The organism is Enterococcus pallens ATCC BAA-351 (assembly GCF_000407485.1).
Taxonomy (GTDB): Bacteria; Bacillota; Bacilli; order Lactobacillales; family Enterococcaceae; genus Enterococcus_A; species Enterococcus_A pallens.
In genome coordinates this window covers 1-18,318 of record NZ_ASWD01000003.1, presented here as the reverse complement: position 1 = coordinate 18,318, position 18,318 = coordinate 1, and the positions used below count along the sequence as shown (strand labels likewise).

Here is an 18,318-nt window from a genome sequence, read left to right as displayed (position 1 = left end):
TATAATGTTTTTTTATTTTGGATTATGGTGCTTGTTTTGTTTCCCGGCCGGTGACTAAAAGATATCGGATTTTGCGAAAAAAAGAAAGTCGAGTTATAGGCAGGTTTGGGTAGTTATAGGCACCCTTTATTTTTTGAAAAGGTTGATTTAATAAGGTATTGAAAAAAATGAAATGAAAAAAGGCCCCCTATAACTATCCCAAAATTTTTTTGTCTTTTTGGTTAGAAAAAGAGGAGAAAAGTGCTAGAAATGTTGTTAAATCAAGGAATATGAGGTATAAATAATTTTTGAGATTTTTTTCCAAAAAGATGCTTTTTTTGATAGGGAAACACAAAAAAATAGCAGTCGACTTGTCTTTTCTCAGACAAATCGACTGCCTATTAATTGTTATTTGTAAGCTCTTAATAGCTCAGTAAGCTTTTCAACCGTAAGATTTTCCAAGTCAACATATCGCATCAAGTTCAAGAAATAGCTAAGAATGCTCTCGGCAAAAAGAGCAGAGCGGTAGTCTCCTGCTGGAATCTTAAACGTATGCAATTTGTGTTTTTTACTAATCTGACGAGCGAACGGAGTGTTCGATAGAGAAATGATATCCAAGGGCTGTTCTGTTTGAAGTGGTGCACTTCCTGACAAATCCCGCTTAGAACAAGCATAAGCCAATAACGCATTGGCTGAATAGTTTACGAGGGTTGGCTTTTTGACTCGTACGAACAATCCAGGACCACTCGCTAATTGAATAAAGGTTCGTTGCCCAATCTCTTTAATTTCAACGATAGATAAAGGGTTTATCCAAATGGAATGTTTTGGCGCAGTTAAGGGGAATAGCACGAAATTGTCGCTAATTATAGGATTTCTCCGTTGCAAGAAATCACCTAGACGATCCAGCACTCGACAAGTTACCGTGTAATCTTGAAAAAGAACAGCTTCTTCCTTGTGCTGCAAAGTAGTCAATGTCCGATTTCTCGAATGGTAACACTGATTATCATTATAAAAAATGAGGGTTTCGGCCTTCCCAGGAATAGGCAGGACGCAGTGGATCATGGGAACTTCCATACGGGAGAAATGAGGAAGAGCTTGGTCAATCGCCTCCTCCCAGTCTGATGACCAGTTGTCACAGTCCAAGTGTAGAGTAGGTGTATCGCTTTCATTATTAGAATCCATTGTTTTTTTGTAATCTGTCATAAATTTCACTCACTTTCAAGATAATAGTTTTGAATGATAGAATCATTGCTATCCTATTATACCTGAAATTTAATCAAAAAACATAAAATAACAACAATTGATTATTCATATAAGGTTACATACAATAAAGTGTTTCACAGAATAATATTTAAATGTTTATATTATCGTTAAAATATTATATACTTAGATAATGATATATTCCGTTGTGAAAAGTTTATAACAGATATAAATAGAATTAGTGAGAGAATAGTTGCTGCTTAGAATTAATTTTCGACTATATAGTTTCTTAGTTTTAATCAGACTAAGGACTATAAAAACTAATGATTCATTCAGAATCAATAATTAAACACTTTGCTTTACTAATTATAGAATACTAAGAAAAAATACGCAATAAGTTTTAAAAAAATAATTATTATGAACAATAAAGTTTATTGTGCTGATAAACAGGTGTCGAAAACACCTAGATATTAGGCGGTTTCTTTGAGCCGTCAAAAATACCGTCATAAAAATAGAAAGGCTGGTAGAGTATGCGCAGAGGCGAAAATATCTACAAACGGAAAGATAAAAGATGGGAAGGGAGATTTTGGATTGGCAGAAAAGAAAATGGCAAGCCTAAGTATCGTTCAGTGTACGGCAAGACTTTAAAAGAAGTACGAGAAAAACTATATCCTTTGAAGTTGAAATATCAAATTATCCGCCAGACTCAGGGAGAAAGCTGTATCACTTTGCAGGAATGGAGCCATTTTTGGTTAAACACTGTGCAGTCAGAAATTAAACAATCTACCTATGCCAATTACCGACATAAACTGACTTATTATGTACTATCTACAATTGGCGATTGTCAATTGAACGAGTTGGATCATGAAGCTGCAAAGAAATTGTTGGTTTCTCTACAAGAACGCCGCTTGAAGCCTTCAACAATCCAAGCGATATTCAGAATTGTCAATCAATGTATTAATTATGCTATACAAGAGAATCATTTAACACGTAACCCTTTCTCTTCAATTAAATTGCCAAAAATAATGAAGAAAGGTGATCAAGCCTTGACTAAGACGGAACAAAAAGAGTTGGAAAAAGCAGCTGTAGCAGAAGAAAAAGGCAAAGGTCTACCTATTCTCTTAGCGTTGCATGCAGGTCTTCGGATCGGCGAAGTGTCCGCATTAGCCTGGCAGGATATTGATTTTGAAAGAAATTTAATCCAAGTTAAATCAACCTTTCAACGCGTGTTTACAGTAGTAGAAAACAAAAAGACTGAATTGGTTTACACAAGTTCAAAAACAGCCGCTTCTGTCCGTTCAATTCCGATGAGCCAGACATTAAGAACAGCGCTGCTGCAGCATAAAAAGCAATCAGCAGGCAATTTTGTCTTCTCTAGTAAGGCAAACCCTTCAGAACCAAGGCTGTTAACCTATCATTTCCATAAAATTCGAGAAAGAGCCAAGCTGGAACATATTCATTTCCACCAGTTGCGTCATACATTTGCGACTCGCTGTATTGAAAGTAATGGGGATATTAAGAGTGTTAGCCAGTTAATGGGCCATAGCTCAGCTAAGCTAACGTTAGATACCTATACGTCCTCTTTAATGGAGCAAAAGGTTCTTGTCGTTGAACAAATGGAACGAGCAATCAGCTAAATTCTAAAAAAAAAATTTTTGATGTTTTTTTTTGGGGTAGCTTTTTTTCTTTTAAAAAAATGAGTGATCACTCAGTTAAATTTCTTGATAGTTCTCTCGATCTACCAAATCGAGATAGAGAAATGAAATAAGAAATGCTATTTTAGTTTTATAGGGAGAAATATTATTTTATAGCCAAAAGGCAAAAAAAGTTTCACAACAACCTTTTTGCCGTCTAAAGCCGTCTATTGACGGTTTTTTTGCTGTTTTTACGGGGTTTTTAATGCTTTTCTTAGTCTGATTAAGACCAAGAAAAATAAACGTAAGTTTTTTAACGTAAATTAGTGATTCGTAACTCTCTTTTTTAAAAGAAGACGATAATTGGTTCAATAATTTTTAATTGATTACTTTAATTGATTTATATCAATAAAGTAATTGGTAATAAGTACCCAGGAGGGAAGGCCATGGACATTCATAGACGCAACCCGTTAGTGGAATCGTTTCATTATGATCGAATAAAAGAAGACACTACGGACCAAGTTCTCAATTTAAGTATTCTTCCATTAGATACAGAGCAACCTGAATCATTGGAACATGAGACAAGTACCATCGGGACTCGATTGGATTTTTCACTAACAGTAAAAAAACTCAAAGTTTCTGGTGGGATCAGCCAAATCAACCACATTAAAAATAAACGCATAGAAACTGAGGAGGATCTTACTGAGAACGAAATCGCTGAATTAGTCACCCCCTTATTAGAACTTGTTCAGCGTTTAACCTATGAAATTAGTGAAATTGCCTTAAATGAACCAGGGATATCACTGGATTTTAATCAAATGAACGATTGATTTTTCTACAAATATAATAATCATATAGAAAACAGAAGAATTATTCAAGAAACACGTTAATTTAGTTAAAAATGTTAAGCGTAATAAATGCGAGGAGAGAAGTCAGTTGAAAAAATATCAGCGAATGTGGAAACAAGAAGTTTTTCGTTCAAGAAGCAAGCATCCAAAATTTAAAAAAGGAATCATTGGGACTACGACTCTATTAGGTTCAGCTTCGATTGCCTTAAACAGTACTTCTGTTTTGGCTCATGCGGCAGAAGAAGTTATTCCAACTGAAAATCAAGCAGTAAGTGAAAAGACATCAACTAGTGGCTCTATTACTTTCGACTCTTCAGCGAAAGCAGAAGTGGCTGAAACAAGTGTCACCCAAGTCAAACCTGCACCAAACGTTGAAGCGAATGAAGGAACACCAATAACTACAGAGAATGAGACAAGTAATGCAGCAAAAAATGTTTCTCCAGAAAAACAATTAAATTCTAATACAGAAGAAACATTAATTAATAAAGAACAAGAAGCTTTGGAAGCACCAGCAATTGATTCTAGCACTGGAGAAGAACCAATCCCAAATTCTGAAGAAGAAGTTGAAACACCTACTCCGGATCCTTCAGAAGAGGTGGAGACACCAACTACAGATCCAATTGATGAAGAGGAGGAAGAACAGCCGACACCTGTTCCTGAGCCAGAAGAAGAGCCAGCTCCAACACCAGAACCAGAAAAACCAGAGCCAGAGGAACCAACACCAGAACCTAAACCGGAAGCTCCAGCACCCGAACAGCCAAAACCAGCTGAACCGGAAAAAGAGGTTCCGACAACTGAATCAGAATATGAAGTCAATTATGTGCAACAGCCTGTGGAACAACCCGTTCAAGAACCAGCGCCTGAACCGATCGTTGTTCACTCACCGGAAAATGTTGTCCCGGTTGGCCCAATACAAACGACGCCTAGTCATGGGTCCATTAAGTTTGATCGGAATTTGACAACGACAGAGTTCATTGAAGAAATTGGGGAAGCCGCAAGAGAAGTCGGGCAAGAGCATAATTTGTATGCCTCAGTTATGATCGCTCAAGCGATTCTGGAATCGGGTTCTGGTGGTAGCCAATTGGCGCAAGCGCCGAATTACAATTTATTCGGCATCAAAGGACAACACGAAGGCAAGAGTGTCAGCTTTGCCACTCAAGAAGATACTGGTGGCGGCAATATGACTACCATTCAAGCCAGCTTCAGAGCCTACGACGATTACGAAGATTGCTTTGAAGATTATGCCAAGCTGTTAAAAGAAGGGATTTCCGGTAACTCTGATTTTTATAAGGGTGCTTGGAAGACTACAACAGAGAATTATGAAGAGGCCACAGCCTTCTTAACTGGCAAGTATGCAACAGACACTTCTTACAACAAGAAACTGAATGGGCTAATTGAAACCTACAATTTAACCCAATACGATCATCCGAAAGAAGAGGGGACAGCAACTAATCAAGTCGCTTCATCGGGGTATTTACTACCATTAAATGATTTTGTCGTGTCTAGTTCCTTTGGGATGCGTGGCAGTGAATTCCATCGCGGGATTGACTTAGCTGCAGGAGAAGGCATGCCTATTTTCGCTAGTAAAGCGGGCACAGTATTGATTGCAGAATACCACTATTCATGGGGCAACTACGTTGTGATTCAACACGACAACGGTGAAACCACCTTGTACGCCCACCAACGCAACTTCGCAGTCAATGCAGGGGAGCGGGTAGAACAAGGACAAACAATCGGGTTTGTTGGCTCAACTGGTAACAGTACCGGCAGCCATTTGCACTTTGAATTGTGCTTAGATTCAACATTAGCAGTGGAACGGCTGGTTGATCCAGCGACTGTGTTGTTTTAGGAAAGGTGGGATTGGATGAAATTTGATTCAGAAAAGATTAAAAAGACGACCTTCCCCGTCGCATCATTTTCCGGCTATCGCAAATACGATGTGGATGATTTCCTCCATTATGTAGCCAAGGATTATCGGCGCTTTGAACAGGACAAAGAGGATTTAAAAGAAGACATCGAAATGATCACGGAGCGCCAGAAGAAGCAGGAAGACGAGTTCAGTAAAGAACGCTCTCGTTATGTAATCGAACTCCATGAACAGAAGAAACGCATGGAAGTGCTAGAAGAACGGTTAAAGCAGGTCTCACTGGAAAAAGAACAGGAAGCTGCTAAGAAATCCAGCAGTACCTTCCAGGAAGCGATTCTGATTTCACAGGAAACAGCACTAGAAATTGAGCGCAGTGCTGAACGAGAAGGCGCCAAGATCATTGAAGAAGCCCATGTGGAACGGGGCCGCATTATTAAAGAAGCCAAGGAAGAACAGGCAACGATCTTGAAAGAAGCTGAAGCCAGACGTAATGCCCTGCAGCTGCAAGCGAGAAACGCATTGAATGAAGCTGAACAGAGAAAACAAGAAGTAGATGCCTACTGCCAAGAAGAGTTGCGCAAGCTGGAACAGGAAAAAGAAGTGATGCTGCAACAAGCCAAACACGAACTGAGTTTGTTGGCGGAGGAAATGGCTCAAACCAAACAGGAAATTGAAGCAGCCAAACGAGAAGAAATCAACTTCCGCGACACACTGATCTACGACTACAAAGAAGCCTTAGCCAAAGTCAACGATGTGAAGTGGCAAAACTGGCAACAGACCTTTGAAGACAAGCTGCATCAAATCCAAGCATAGAAAGGAAGGAATCCATGAATTTTGAAGCAGTGGAGCTGCGCAAGCTCACCTTTAAGAAGAACGCCTTAGGCGGTTTTCGCCAAAGCGATGTCAATGATTTCTTGCGAAACGTTGCCGATGACTACGAAACCTATGACGAACGGATTCGTCGTCTGATTGAGGACAAAGAGAAATTAGAGAAGGAATTGGCATCAAAACAAAACAGTCAACAGCGTTTAACTACGCAGCAAGAAACTGAAAAGAACAATTTACTACAGAAGCTTCAACAATTAGAAGCAGAATTAACTCAACTACGAACACAAAAAGCCGAATGGGACCAGTTCAAGCAGCTGCATCTGGAATATCAAGACATTTCCAAGATGAAGCGGATTGCCCAACAAACCTTGGAGGCCGCTGAAAAAGCTGCCAACAAACTATTGGAAGAAGCGGAACGCAAAAAACAAGATGTGCTGACTGCTGCTGAGCATCAAAAGAAGACATTACTATCTGAGGCGGAACAACAAACGCAAGCTATGAGAAACCAAGCCGAAGAAGAGCGACTCCAAAATCTCTTCAATAGTAAGTTGGAAATCAGTGCCTTGCAAAAGGAACAAGAAGATCAGGCAGCTGAGCTAGAACAACAACGGCAGATTCTAGAACACAAGCAGCAAGAACTAGTCCAGCTGAAAGCCGAGCTTCACAATGAAATTCAAACCTTCGCAGGCATGATGACAGCGACCAGACAAGAGATCAGCCAAGAATATACCGACAGTATTGAAACACTCACTAAGAAAAACGAAGCCGTACGAAAGGAAACCAAAATCATCCACCAGCCAACGATCCATGTGCTGGAACAGGAAAAAGAGGTTATGTAAGTGAAGAATGAAGAGCCGCGGCTAACTTCCATCTATGATCCTTTTGTGCTGCGCTATCTCACCTTGGCGAAAAAATTCAATCACAAGGTCGTGTTTCTCTATGAATTCAAGGAGTACAAAACCCTGAAAGAGATTTTATTGTTGGCGGATCGAGTAAAGGAGCTGAGGCGATCATGATGCAAATCCTTCAAACGGTAGGACTTTCTTCGTTGGAACTCGCTGCTGGGGCGAGTGGATTCAACTTTAGACGAATCCTTATCTCCCTCACCTTTACCATGATGGCGGTACGCTATTTACAAAATCGGTGGAAGCATCGCCAGATTACAGCAGAAGAAGAGAATCAGCGGATTGAAGCTACCTATGAAAAAGATGAGAACGGTCTGTATCCTTGGGAAGCTGATACAGATGACAGCCCCGAGCGTGTCTCACCAGACAGTAAACCGATGGTGAACAGCTGGGGACCGAAGCGCGGCCGTTGGCGATAAACAACGGCAAGAAGATTGTTGGAGAAGGGAACGTTTTTGAGTGGAGCAACAAGTAACAAAGCTGGAACGATTACTAAAACAAGTGCCGATTGAGACAAATGAACGACACCTATTCTTATCTGTTTCCAAAGGCAACGAGCGAGCCAAGGTAAAAAATATCCGAGCAGCAAACTTAGAAGGCTGCATCGATTGGTTAAAAAAAGAACTAGCAAAAGCCGATAGTAAGAAGCAATACATTCGAGTAGACGTAGTCAAAACCATTGAAGAATGTAGCTATCTAGAATTAATGCGAAAGTTTTCCGTTGTTACGCGGAATAATTATTTTCGCAGAGGGATTGCTTTTGATAAGAAATTCAATACCGCTTTTCTAGCAGAAGAACTGATGGGCAATGCCCTGATCAAGCCATCAGCCAATCACAAGGTAGGGTTCAATTCACCTGAATTGTCTTTTGATCAGAAGAATATCGACAGTTACATGAAGAAAAAATATGGACAAACACTAAAGAACAAAATTCCCCAACGTAAATTCTACGTGTTTGAAACCCAGGGGTATTACCTGGAAGCAGGCAATTGGTTACCTTTGTCTACTCAACCTGATCAAGCAGGGATGCGTACGGTAGATTACAAAACATTACCACCATCTATTGATTGCGCAATCGAACAGGGTGCTGCTTTTTTGCAACGGCAAATACAGGATTCTGGTCAGTTCGTTTACGGCTACTATCCAACTTATGATTACCAGTTAACTGGCTACAATTCTGTTCGACATTTCTCCAGTTTGTATGCTTTGTTAGAAGCCCAAGAGTATCTAAAGCAAACCGAAGAATTGAAGGCTTCAGAACAAGGCTTGGATTGGGGACTATCCAATCTAACGATTCAAAGAGAAGATGCGTTGTATATCAAAGAAAAAGCGGCATCGGGTATTTCGGTCAAACTGGGGGCACAAGCGTTAGCTGTTTTAGCGTTAGCGAAGTTCCAACTGATTACTGGGAACACCAAATACGAAACAGCGATTAATCAGTTAATTCTAGGGATGGAACGCCACTTTGTCGATGAAAAAGGCGAAACGACACATATCTTAGATGAGAATCTCGAGACCAAGAAAAAGTTCAATATCATTTACTACGATGGAGAAGCTGTTTTTAGTATTTTGCGAGGCTATGCCATCACGAAAAATCCGCAACATCTGGCACTAGCAAAAAAATTATTTGATCGTTTTGTAGCCAAAAACTATGAACGATACCACGATCACTGGTTGAGCTACGCCACCAATGAGATTTTGTTGTACCTAAAAGAACAAAAATACTATGAATTTGGTTTAAAGAATGCCTTTGAGAATTTAAACTTTATCGAGCATCGCGATACCGCCTATCCAACGCTGTTGGAATTACTAATGGCAGCCATCAAAATGACGGATCAGTTGAAAGCGTCCGATGATTATAAAAAGGGAAAGTTTACTCAATTTGTCTCAAAAACTGATTTCTGGCGCTTGCAGCAAGTCGCCATTAAACGAGCCGTAATCGAAATCGAAAAAGGAGTAATGCATCCTGAAATGGCAATGTTTATGAAACGACCAGATAAGATTGTCAATGGCTTCTACACCAGACACGATAAATTCCGGATGCGGATTGATGATCAGGAGCATTTCCTAAGCGGACTGATCAATTTCTATACCTATTTCTACAACTAGTAACTAGATATAAAGGGAGAAAATAGCAAAAAGGGGAGTTGCAAAACGTATGAGTAAGAGAAGGAAAATGGTTTATCGGCATGAACCGATCAAGAAATACCGGATGCACAAGGTGAAAAAGAATTGGGTAGTTAAAGGCGGCGTTGCTGGGGCAATGTTGGTCAGTACGGTTGCAGTTCCAGCAAGTAATATGGTTGCACATGCGACAGAGAATGAGGTTGCGGATGTCACAACTGGTGAAGAGATAGGCACTGTTGCTAGTAGTGATCCAGTGGAGGAAGTGGCACAAGCAGGAAATGAAGTGGCGAATACTGAGGTTGACACGACCACACAGCAGATTCAGCCCTTAGCTACTGAGAATCCTGATGGGTCGACTACTTGGGTTGCGGGGGAGGACTCTGAAGCTTCCATTAGTGGTTTTACACGAGTAAATGCAAGTGGAACTCCTATACCTGTAACTTCTGATTCAACTGATAGTACGGGAGTAAATAGCGGAGTCCAATTCTCTCTAGTGATTGATAATTCAAATAATACGATTGAAGTTGGGGATAAAATTACGATTCCCATAGTTTCAGATAGGCGTGGAATAAGTCTCTTTTCCGGATTGGGAGCTAATATTTCTGGAGTTGGAAGAATCTCATTTGTTTCGGATAATGTTGGTTTTCAGTTGACTGTTAACCAACGAATAGAGAACAAGAAGGAGATAAACGTAACGTTACCAGGTAGTCCAGTAGCATTTGTTTATAGTTATGATGCAGGAAGAAATTGTATGGTTGCTGAACCAATTAACATTTATGTTTCTGGAGTGCGGGTTCGAACACTCAATACATCAAGGACTCTAGCAGGTACAAGAGTTGTTCGAGGTATCGGTGGAGGAGGCCAAGCAGTTGGTCCAACTGTAATGGCTTTTTCGCACACATACACTAATACAACATTAGTTTCTGGCGCTCTTCCTGGAGGGGTTACTGAAAATCTATACAGTGTCAATGATGAAGATATAATTCAAATGACTCATTTTTCAACTGATTCCGAAGTACAAGAAATATATCCTATTTACGCTACTTGGAGCAGGCTATACGTTCCAAATCCATCGGGTGATGGCAGTATGATTGATACTGTTGTTAGTTTGAGTATGAGGACTAGCTATACACAACTTGAACTACCATCAGATTCATCAGATGATGCAATTGAAGCTGCTTTACGTGAGTCTGGGCCAAACTCATATGCTTTTATTGATAAAGGGTCTGGAGAGTATACATTTGCAACAAATATTGGAAACGAACGAAACGGTTACAACATTCGGGATACTTATCAATATCAAGCTTTGCAACCTGAGTCACCAGTCGATTTCTTTGAAAAGCATTTGGGAATAACATATACAGATCCAAATATGATAAATGCGATTAACACAATTTATTCGCGGGATGTAATATCCCTTGGGCTAAATGCACGTATAGATTTCGAGGATGACTCAGCAATTCATACTGCAAACTATAGTTATACGGATAGCATTGGCAGTGAAACATCAGGAAGTGTAAGTACAGTTCCTAACGTTGTAGCTGTTGTAAGCCAAAGTTCACTAACAGCAAACTACGAAACAGCGGATGGCGATACAGTTGATGTATCTGAAGCAATTTCCTATGGTTTCCCAGATGAAGCTAAGGGAATTACGCCAAAAGAAATTGCCGGCTATGAATTTGTAGAAGTACAAAGTGCGCCAGATAATTTTATCACTAAAGAAGATGGGACTTATGAATACACTTTCACAGAGAATACAAATGAAGAAGTAACTTTCATTTATCGCGCCTTGGAACGAACTGTATATGTTGAAGATTATTTAGTTGACGCAGAAGATCAAAAAATCCGACAACTAGGTACTACAAGAGAACTGACAGGAACTACTGGTAGTATTTTGAATGCTAGACCAGGCGATTATAGAGCGCAAGGGTATCTTTTAACTAATCCACTTCCACAGAATCGTTACACAGTGCTTGCTGACGCAGAACAAAAGGTTGAATATCTCTACAAAGAAGTGGGTATGTGGGATTATGACACAACAGCTTATAGGGGTTCAGATGAATTAACTGGTTTAACAGATGCACGCTATACAGTGAATGCTAATTTAACGACAGTCGCAAATCTTACTGTCAGTGGTGTGCCTGCAGGCTATCATTTAGAAGGTGCAGACGGAACTGTTTATGAAAATGGAGCAACTATAACTCCTGCTGATCCTTTAGAAGACACGGTACTAACGTTAACACCAAACAGTGCAACGATAACCTATAATTTTGTTGACAGTGAAGGTGAAGTGCTGCGAGAACCTATCGTTATTGATGATGCATTAGTTGGGGATGATATTCCTGACATGATAACCGCGATTCAAGGATATCATATGGTTGATATAGAATTCTCAGGCATTGAAAGCGCTCCGGAATTGACACTTGGAAGAGTTGATTCTAGCGGAGAAGTAATAATTGATTGTACCTTTGAAGAGATGGGTAGCTATGTTTTTGTTGATGAGAATGGGAATCAAATAGGAGAACCCATTAAATATGAAAACAATCCAAATGGGGATCCGAGGACCAATAATCAAGATCAGATCATTCCTTATAGAGAAGGATATACACCAGTAGATGAGAATGGACAACCCTTACTATGGATTGATCCAACAGATGAAGAACAAGGATACAGAGCTCCAATAGTAGAAATGGAAGACTTAAGTGAAGACACACAGATAAGACTAGAACTAAATGATGATGAAAGCGATTCGGATAGCGATTCAGACTCAGACAGTGATTCAGATTCGGATAGTGACTCGGATTCAGACAGCGATTCAGATTCCGATAGCGATTCGGACTCAGACAGTGACTCAGACTCGGACAGTGACTCAGATTCGGACAGCGACTCGGATTCGGATAGTGACTCAGATTCCGATAGTGATTCAGATTCAGATAGTGACTCAGATTCCGATAGCGATTCAGATTCAGATAGTGATTCGGACTCGGACAGCGATTCAGATTCAGACAGTGACTCAGACTCGGATAGTGACTCAGATTCGGACAGTGATTCAGATTCGGATAGCGATTCAGACTCGGACAGCGACTCAGATTCCGATAGTGATTCAGACTCGGACAGCGACTCAGATTCGGATAGTGATTCAGACAGCGACAGTGATTCAGATTCGGATAGCGATTCAGATTCGGATAGCGACTCAGATTCAGATAGTGATTCGGATTCAGACAGCGACTCGGATTCGGACAGTGATTCAGACTCAGATAGCGATTCAGATTCCGATAGTGACTCAGACTCGGATAGCGACTCAGATTCCGATAGCGACTCGGACTCGGATAGTGATTCAGATTCCGACAGTGATTCAGATTCGGATAGCGATTCAGATTCGGATAGCGACTCGGATTCGGACAGTGACTCGGATTCAGATAGTGATTCAGATTCCGACAGCGATTCAGACTCGGATAGCGATTCAGATTCGGATAGCGACTCGGATTCCGACAGCGATTCAGACTCGGATAGTGATTCAGATTCGGATAGCGACTCGGATTCCGACAGCGATTCAGACTCGGATAGTGATTCAGACTCGGATAGCGACTCGGATTCCGACAGCGATTCAGACTCGGATAGTGATTCAGATTCGGATAGCGATTCAGACTCCGATAGTGACTCAGATTCGGATAGTGATTCGGACTCGGATAGTGACTCAGATTCAGACAGTGATTCGGACTCAGATAGCGATTCAGATTCAGACAGTGATTCGGACTCAGATAGCGATTCGGATTCCGACAGTGATTCGGATTCCGACAGTGATTCAGACTCAGATTCTGATAGTGACTCGGATTCCGACAGTGATTCCGATAGCGACTCAGACTCGGACAGTGATTCAGATTCCGATAGCGACTCAGACTCGGACAGCGATTCAGACTCGGATAGTGACTCAGATTCAGACAGTGATTCGGACTCAGATAGCGATTCAGACTCAGACAGTGATTCAGATTCGGATAGCGATTCGGATTCAGACAGCGATTCAGACTCGGATAGTGACTCAGATTCGGACAGTGATTCAGACTCGGATAGCGATTCAGACAGCGACAGTGATTCAGATTCCGATAGTGATTCAGATTCCGACAGCGATTCGGATTCCGATAGTGATTCAGATTCAGACAGTGACTCAGACTCGGACAGTGACTCAGATTCCGATAGCGACTCGGATTCGGACAGTGATTCAGACTCGGACAGCGATTCAGACTCAGATTCAGATAGTGATTCGGACTCCGATTCTGATAGTGATTCGGACTCAGATAGCGACTCAGATTCAGACAGCGACAGTGATTCAGATTCGGACTCGGATTCGGATAGTGACTCAGACTCAGACAGCGATTCAGACTCGGATAGTGACTCGGATTCGGATAGTGACTCGGACTCAGACAGTGATTCAGACTCGGATAGTGACTCAGATTCAGACAGCGATTCGGACTCGGATAGCGACTCAGATTCAGATAGTGATTCAGACTCGGATAGTGACTCGGATTCGGATAGTGACTCAGATTCGGACAGTGATTCAGACTCGGATAGTGACTCAGATTCAGACAGCGATTCGGACTCGGATAGCGACTCAGATTCAGACAGTGATTCCGATTCGGACAGTGATTCAGACTCAGACAGTGATTCAGATTCGGATAGCGATTCGGACTCAGACAGTGATTCGGACAGTGATTCAGACTCAGACAGCGACTCGGATTCGGACAGCGACTCAGACTCGGACAGTGATTCCGATTCAGACAGTGATTCGGACTCAGACAGCGACTCAGACTCGGACAGTGATTCAGACAGTGATTCGGACTCAGACAGCGACTCAGATTCAGATAGTGATTCCGATTCAGACAGTGATTCGGACTCAGACAGTGATTCGGACTCGGACAGCGATTCCGATTCAGATAGTGACTCAGATTCGGACAGTGATTCGGACTCAGACAGCGACTCAGATTCAGACAGTGATTCGGACTCAGACAGCGACTCAGATTCAGATAGTGACTCAGATTCGGACAGTGATTCAGACTCGGACAGCGATTCCGATTCAGACAGTGACTCAGACTCGGACAGCGACAGTGATTCGGACAGTGATTCGGACAGCGACTCAGACTCGGACAGTGATTCAGACTCAGACAGCGACTCAGATTCAGATAGTGATTCCGATTCGGACAGTGATTCCGATTCAGATAGTGACTCAGATTCGGACAGTGATTCAGACTCGGACAGCGACAGTGATTCGGACAGTGATTCGGACTCGGATAGTGATTCGGACAGCGACTCAGACTCGGACAGTGATTCAGACTCAGACAGCGACTCAGATTCCGATAGTGATTCCGATTCGGACAGTGATTCAGACTCAGACAGCGACTCAGATTCCGATAGCGATTCAGACTCGGACAGTGACTCGGATTCGGATAGTGACTCAGATTCGGACAGTGATTCGGACTCAGACAGCGACTCCGATTCCGATAGTGATTCCGATTCGGACAGTGACTCAGATTCCGATAGTGATTCCGATTCAGACAGTGATTCAGATTCCGATAGCGACTCAGATTCAGACAGTGATTCGGACTCAGACAGCGACAGTGATTCCGATAGTGATTCGGATAGTGACTCAGATTCGGACAGTGATTCGGACTCAGACAGCGACTCAGATTCAGACAGTGATTCCGATTCGGACAGTGATTCGGACTCAGACAGCGACTCAGATTCAGACAGTGATTCCGATTCGGACAGCGATTCCGATTCGGATAGTGACTCAGATTCGGACAGTGATTCAGATTCCGATAGTGATTCAGACTCAGACAGCGACTCAGATTCCGATAGTGATTCCGATTCGGACAGTGATTCGGACTCAGACAGCGACTCAGATTCCGACTCGGACAGCGATTCCGATTCCGATAGTGACTCAGACTCGGATAGTGACTCGGACAGCGACAGTGATTCCGATAGTGACTCAGATTCGGACAGTGATTCAGATTCCGACAGCGACTCAGACTCGGACAGTGACTCGGATTCGGACAGTGATTCAGACTCGGACAGTGACTCAGATTCCGATAGCGACTCAGATTCGGACAGTGACTCAGACTCGGATAGTGATTCCGATTCCGATAGCGACTCAGATTCGGACAGTGATTCAGATTCCGATAGCGACTCAGATTCGGACAGCGATTCAGACTCGGATAGTGATTCGGACTCAGATAGCGACTCGGATTCGGACAGTGATTCAGATTCCGATAGTGACTCCGATTCAGACAGCGATAGTGATTCAGATTCCGACAGCGACTCCGATTCGGATAGTGACTCGGACTCGGATAGTGATTCCGATTCGGACAGTGATTCGGACTCGGATAGTGACTCGGACTCCGACAGTGATTCAGACTCGGATAGCGACTCAGACTCGGACAGCGACTCAGATTCCGATAGCGACTCAGATTCGGACAGTGATTCAGATTCCGATAGCGATTCGGACTCGGACAGCGATTCAGACTCGGATAGTGACTCAGACTCGGACAGCGATTCAGACTCGGATAGTGACTCCGATTCGGACAGTGATTCGGACTCGGACAGCGATTCGGACTCGGACAGCGATTCAGACTCGGATAGTGACTCGGACTCCGACAGTGATTCAGACTCGGATAGCGACTCAGACTCGGATAGCGACTCAGATTCGGATAGCGACTCAGATTCGGACAGTGATTCGGACTCAGATAGCGATTCAGATTCGGATAGTGACTCAGACTCGGACAGCGATTCGGACTCCGACAGTGACTCAGACTCGGACAGCGATTCAGACTCGGATAGTGACTCAGATTCGGACAGTGATTCAGATTCCGACAGCGATTCAGACTCGGACAGTGACTCGGATTCAGACAGCGACTCAGATTCCGATAGTGATTCGGATTCAGACAGCGACTCAGATTCCGATAGTGATTCAGACTCGGACAGTGATTCAGATTCCGATAGCGATTCAGACTCAGACAGCGACTCAGATTCGGATAGTGATTCGGATTCAGACAGTGATTCAGACTCAGACAGTGACTCAGATTCGGATAGTGATTCGGACTCGGACAGCGATTCAGATTCCGACAGTGATTCGGATTCCGATAGTGATGCAGATGCTGATTACGATCATTGGGTGGTCAATCCACCAGCATTAAATCCTAATAAAGCTGGAGATACTGTTATTTCTGGAAGCGTACCGAGTCAAAGCATGGATTATGATCGGACTTACACAGTGGATATCTATGTGAATGACCAGTTGATTGTTAGCGGAATAGCTGTTGATCCAGGTGGAAACTTCTACTATGATTTAGCGGAAATTGCTAATGAATATGCGAGATTGACTGGACGAGTGCTTGAAGAAGGCGATATTGTGACTGCTATCGTTAAAGGACATCAAGAAGGCAAAGAAGATAAAGAAAGTCAAAGTGCAAGTATTGTAGTTCAAGGTGATTCTGAATCAGACTCCGACAGTGATTCGGACTCGGACAGTGACTCAGATTCGGACAGTGACTCGGACTCCGACAGCGATTCAGATTCCGATAGTGACTCAGATTCGGACAGCGATTCAGACTCGGACAGTGACTCAGATTCGGACAGCGATTCAGATTCGGACAGTGACTCAGATTCGGACTCGGATAGCGACTCAGATTCGGATAGTGATTCGGATTCAGACAGTGATTCGGACTCAGATAGTGACTCAGATTCGGATAGTGATTCGGATTCAGACAGTGATTCGGACTCGGATAGTGACTCAGATTCGGACAGTGACTCAGACTCAGATAGTGATTCAGATTCCGATAGTGACTCAGACTCAGATAGTGACTCAGACTCAGATAGTGATTCAGATTCAGACAGTGATTCGGACTCGGATAGTGACTCAGATTCGGACAGTGATTCAGATTCTGATGGTCCAAAGAAACTTACAAATACGAACAATAGTTTCGGGAATTCTGCTGGTAAAAAGACACTTCCAAGCACAGGAGCAGAAGACAATCAACTTCTCTACTCAGTTGCTGGTTTAGGAATGGTTGGCTTAGGACTTACTTTCTATGGTGGTTCAAAGAAAAAGAAAAAAGGAAGCGAACTATCTGAATAAGTAAGCTTATAAAAACCGACTAGTGAGGTCACACAAATAGATACCAATATATTGTGTGACCTCATTTCTTAAAAGGGAGGAGTTTGTTGATGAATTTTGATGAAATGAAAAAGAAATATCAGCCATCTGAAGAAAAAAAGATCATTTACCGTAAATATGGAAGAAAATTTATCTTTACCAGTAGTCCATTTATCGCATTGTTTATTAGCTCATTATCCATCGGGAATGTTTATGCTACAGGATATGAATCGCCTATGATGGATACGAATGAAACCAATTTTACTTTTGAAACCGTTGAAAATATTGTGACCATGACAAATGGTTCCGATGAATTTATTCCAAGACCAGAATTTAACTCGAATAATGAAATAAATGCGTATAACCAATATGCCCTACCCGTTTTTGAAAAGGCTAAGTTAGTCAGCAATGAAGATGGAGTAATGGATGGGATTAACCGGGTTTTAGAAGTAAGAAAGAATGACTTGATTAATGCTAAGGGAGAATTTGCGGAAGCTGCCAAAGAATTAGATGAATTTGTTACAAGGTTGCGAAATGAGCGCAGTGATGCGATTAGAAAAGCAAATGTGGCAAAGAAAAACGATCTTAGAACTTATCTAGGACCTGAGGTAACGTATCACAATTATTTGGATACGCCCTTTGAAACGCTGCAAACGATGATTAATGCTGCTGGAAAAGAACCGACAGTAACAACGGCAGAATTGATCGACTATACTGCTACTTGGGAAAGGCTTTTAGCAGACGTATGGGCAGAAATAGAAGAATATTACGAAACAGGAGAACT

Annotated in this window: 10 protein-coding genes and 1 pseudogene; 10 read left to right on the top strand and 1 reads right to left on the bottom strand. The window is 42.2% G+C overall.

Annotation, left to right across the window (positions count from 1 at the left end):
- Positions 1 to 387 precede the first annotated feature (387 nt).
- The gene (locus I588_RS12610) at positions 388 to 1,182 is read right to left on the bottom strand and encodes a hypothetical protein (protein WP_010759133.1); all 795 of its coding nucleotides are present in this window, start codon (positions 1,180 to 1,182) and stop codon (positions 388 to 390) included.
- Between the two features lie 527 nt (positions 1,183 to 1,709).
- On the opposite strand from I588_RS12610, the gene I588_RS12605 reads away from it, so the two are divergent.
- The 10 genes and pseudogenes from I588_RS12605 to I588_RS12565 form a co-directional block, all read left to right on the top strand.
- Positions 1,710 to 2,816: a tyrosine-type recombinase/integrase gene (locus I588_RS12605; RefSeq protein ID WP_010759132.1), complete on the top strand. Its 1,107-nt coding sequence runs from the start codon at positions 1,710 to 1,712 to the stop codon at positions 2,814 to 2,816.
- 443 nt (positions 2,817 to 3,259) lie between these two features.
- Positions 3,260 to 3,643 (top strand): DUF1149 family protein, encoded by a 384-nt coding sequence (locus I588_RS12600; RefSeq protein ID WP_010759131.1) that lies wholly within the window; start codon positions 3,260 to 3,262, stop codon positions 3,641 to 3,643.
- Between the two features lie 124 nt (positions 3,644 to 3,767).
- Positions 3,768 to 5,510 carry a glucosaminidase domain-containing protein gene (locus I588_RS12595; protein ID WP_081633059.1) on the top strand — a complete coding sequence of 581 codons (1,743 nt, stop codon included), beginning with the start codon at positions 3,768 to 3,770 and terminating at the stop codon, positions 5,508 to 5,510.
- Positions 5,511 to 5,525: 15 nt separating this feature from the next.
- Positions 5,526 to 6,341 (top strand): DivIVA domain-containing protein, encoded by an 816-nt coding sequence (locus tag I588_RS12590; protein ID WP_010759129.1) that lies wholly within the window; start codon positions 5,526 to 5,528, stop codon positions 6,339 to 6,341.
- 14 nt (positions 6,342 to 6,355) lie between these two features.
- A complete protein-coding gene (locus I588_RS12585; protein WP_010759128.1) occupies positions 6,356 to 7,195 on the top strand; it encodes a DivIVA domain-containing protein in 840 nt (279 codons plus the stop codon).
- Positions 7,196 to 7,372 carry a hypothetical protein gene (locus tag I588_RS27590; RefSeq protein ID WP_010759127.1) on the top strand — a complete coding sequence of 59 codons (177 nt, stop codon included), beginning with the start codon at positions 7,196 to 7,198 and terminating at the stop codon, positions 7,370 to 7,372.
- Positions 7,369 to 7,680, top strand: a complete 312-nt coding sequence (locus I588_RS12580) for a hypothetical protein (protein WP_245569608.1) — start codon at positions 7,369 to 7,371, stop codon at positions 7,678 to 7,680. Before I588_RS27590 ends, I588_RS12580 begins: the two co-directional genes overlap by 4 nt.
- A gap of 40 nt (positions 7,681 to 7,720) precedes the next feature.
- Positions 7,721 to 9,370: a hypothetical protein gene (locus I588_RS12575; RefSeq protein ID WP_010759125.1), complete on the top strand. Its 1,650-nt coding sequence runs from the start codon at positions 7,721 to 7,723 to the stop codon at positions 9,368 to 9,370.
- 49 nt (positions 9,371 to 9,419) lie between these two features.
- Positions 9,420 to 17,516, top strand: a complete 8,097-nt coding sequence (locus tag I588_RS26875; protein ID WP_016250062.1) for an LPXTG cell wall anchor domain-containing protein — start codon at positions 9,420 to 9,422, stop codon at positions 17,514 to 17,516.
- 89 nt (positions 17,517 to 17,605) lie between these two features.
- Positions 17,606 to 18,318, top strand: a pseudogene (locus I588_RS12565) (hypothetical protein); the annotation flags it as partial.

Bases quoted from the DNA above. Each gene is read 5' to 3' on its own strand.
- I588_RS12585 (WP_010759128.1), top strand. From the start codon at position 6,356: ATGAATTTTGAAGCAGTGGAGCTGCGCAAGCTCACCTTTAAGAAGAAC.
- I588_RS12600 (WP_010759131.1), top strand. From the start codon at position 3,260: ATGGACATTCATAGACGCAACCCGTTAGTGGAATCGTTTCATTATGAT.
- I588_RS12580 (WP_245569608.1), top strand. From the start codon at position 7,369: ATGATGCAAATCCTTCAAACGGTAGGACTTTCTTCGTTGGAACTCGCT.
- I588_RS12605 (WP_010759132.1), top strand. From the start codon at position 1,710: ATGCGCAGAGGCGAAAATATCTACAAACGGAAAGATAAAAGATGGGAA.
- I588_RS12590 (WP_010759129.1), top strand. From the start codon at position 5,526: ATGAAATTTGATTCAGAAAAGATTAAAAAGACGACCTTCCCCGTCGCA.
- I588_RS12610 (WP_010759133.1), bottom strand. From the start codon at position 1,182: ATGACAGATTACAAAAAAACAATGGATTCTAATAATGAAAGCGATACA.
- I588_RS12595 (WP_081633059.1), top strand. From the start codon at position 3,768: ATGTGGAAACAAGAAGTTTTTCGTTCAAGAAGCAAGCATCCAAAATTT.
- I588_RS26875 (WP_016250062.1), top strand. From the start codon at position 9,420: ATGAGTAAGAGAAGGAAAATGGTTTATCGGCATGAACCGATCAAGAAA.